Source organism: Streptomyces durbertensis, assembly GCF_014156695.1.
Lineage (GTDB): Bacteria > Actinomycetota > Actinomycetes > Streptomycetales > Streptomycetaceae > Streptomyces > Streptomyces durbertensis.
This window is the reverse complement of record NZ_WMLF01000615.1, coordinates 1-2,414: the sequence shown is the minus strand read 5'-3', so window position 1 is coordinate 2,414 and position 2,414 is coordinate 1. Positions and strand designations below refer to the sequence as shown.

The following is a 2,414-nucleotide window of genomic DNA, read 5'->3' as shown; positions in this document are numbered from 1 at the left end:
CCTGGACGTCGGCCGACAGCTGCCGGCGGAACTCCGCCGACGACAGCGGGTTGCTGCGGCACTGCCAGACGCCGTGCGGACAGTAGTCGGAGATCGTCTGGTAGAGCGGCTTGTGCTCCTTCATCCAGGCGATCATCCGGCGCATGTACTCCGCGTTGTCGCCGTTGCGGAACAGGCCCCACTCCGGGTAGGAGATCGGCTTCCCGCGCGCCGCGGCGAAGTCGACCTGGTGCTGGAGCCCGTAGGGCTGGTCGACGTGGTCGTCGAAGCTGTCACCGGGCGGCTGGTCGTAGGAGTCCATGCCGATGATGTCGACCACGTCGTCACCGGGGTAGCACTCCGTCCACGGGATGGCGTCCCGACCCCGGTTCGGCGCGAAGTCGAACTGGAACCGTTGCCCGGGCACCTCGCGCATCGTGGTGACGATCCGCTTCCAGTACGCCTTCCACGCGGCCGGGTCGGGCGCGCAGCGGTGGGTGTAGGTGGTGCCGTTCATCTCCCAGCCGAGCACGATGATCGTGTCCGGCACGCCGAGGCGGACCAGCCGCTGACCCAGCGTCTCGAAGTGGTGGTCGAAGCGGCCCTGGGCGCCGGCGCGCAGCAGGCGGCGCACCTCGCCGTCGGGCACGCCGTCCTCGTTGCGCTCCAGCATCGGCACGTTCAGCACGAACATGCGGTCCTCGTCGGCCTGCCGCCACTGCGCCCAGGAGCGCAGGAACTCCGGCCGGCCCTCGATGTTCGACCAGAGGTCGCCCGGCAGGTAGGTGTGGCCGACCCGCAGGTTCGCGCCGCCCAGCCAGCGCTCCAGATGGGCGATGCGCTGGACCCCCTCGGGACCGGAGGCGAGGAACGCGCCGAACGCGCCCTGGTAGCCACCGCCGTCGGCCTGCTCGGACGGGCCGGGCGCCGGAGAGGGGCCGGTCCGGTGGTCGGGATGGGGAGCGCTGCGGCCGTCCGTGACGTCGGACCTGGTCTCGGGCAGCAGCAGCGCGGACGATCCGGCGACGAGCAGGCCGGCGGCTACCACCGCGGCACAAACCCCCGCCGGCCAACGGCGTCGGTGGGACATGGTCACTCCTTCCGGACCGCGACCGGGACGGCACGTTCCGTTTACGACCGTAAACACGACGGACCGTCAGTGGACTGTTCGGACGCCCGTCCCTAGTCCATTCGCGAACCACCTCCCCCGCATGGCCCACCGAAACGAAGGAACGGCAGTGATGGCGTCGATCGATACCGAGGTGCCTGCCCTGCTACTCAGACTCGACGGCAACCCGTTCCACCACGGGACGCTCGGCGCCGTCAGAACCCTGGGCAGGGCGGGAGTCGAGGTGCACGTCATGCTCGACGAACCGGCCGGTCCGGTCCTGAGTTCCCGTCACCTGCACCGCGCCCACCGCCGGCCGGCGGGCGCGAGCGCCGACCACACCCGGCTGCTCGGCGAACTCCGCCGCACCGCCGCGCTCATCGGCCGCCGGGCCGTGCTGGTGGCGATGGACGACCGCGGCGCCATCGCGGTCGCCCGCCTCGCCGGAGAGCTGGCCGACCACTATCTCCTCCCCAGCATTCCCCCCGGACTGCCCGAGCAACTCACCGACAAGAGTGAACTCGCCCTGCTCTGCGCGCGTCTGAACGTCCCGCATCCCGTCACCCGGCTACCCGGCAGCGCCACCGAGGCGGCCACCGCGCTGGAGGAACTGGGCGGCCGGGCGGTCGCCAAGTGGGTCCGGCCGTGGCTGCTGCCCCCCGGCTCCGGGCTGCGCGGCACCAGCCTCGTGCCCGACGCCGCCACCGCCGCACGGCTGTTCACCGCCGGCACCCCGGCCGGCAGCCGCCTGCTGCTCCAACAGCTCCTCCCGGCACACGGCACCGACTGGTTCTTCCACGGCTGCTTCGACCGCCACGGCCGGTTCCTGGCCGGCGGCACCGGCGTGAAGACCCGGTCCTGGCCGCCCAGAGCCGGCCTCACCGCCGTCGGCCGCTGGGTGCCCAACCGGGAGCTGACCGCGCTGGCCTGCCGACTCGCCGCCGACCTCGGCTACCACGGCATCCTCGACCTGGACTTCCGGCACGTCGACGGCGGCTACCACCTCCTCGACTTCAACCCCCGCCCCGGCGCCCAGTTCCGGCTCTTCACCGACGCCGCCGGGACGGACGTCGTCCGCGCCCACCACCTGGACCTCACCGGACGCCCCGTCCCACCCGGACGTGCCCGCCCCGGCCGCCTCCTGGTCGTCGAGAACTACGCGGCCGTCGCCCTGCTCACCCCCGCCTCCGGCACCCGCCCGGCGCCCGCGGGCAGCCGACCGACGCCGTCCGGCGGCCGGCCGGCGATCGAGGCCGCCTGGTTCGCCGCCGACGACCCCATGCCGTTCCTCGCCGTCCTCGGCACGCTCGCCCGCCGCCTCTGGCAC

Annotated in this window: 2 protein-coding genes; one reads left to right on the top strand and one right to left on the bottom strand. The window is 73.1% G+C overall.

What is annotated here, in order from left to right; all coding sequences use genetic code 11:
- On the bottom strand, positions 1-1,069 hold a 1,069-nt coding region (locus tag GL263_RS25105), incomplete at its 3' end, for a glycoside hydrolase family 26 protein (RefSeq protein ID WP_182858031.1).
- A gap of 151 nt (positions 1,070-1,220) precedes the next feature.
- On the opposite strand from GL263_RS25105, the gene GL263_RS25100 reads away from it, so the two are divergent.
- A partial coding sequence (locus GL263_RS25100; protein ID WP_182858030.1) for a carboxylate--amine ligase occupies positions 1,221-2,414 on the top strand: 1,194 nt, incomplete at its 3' end.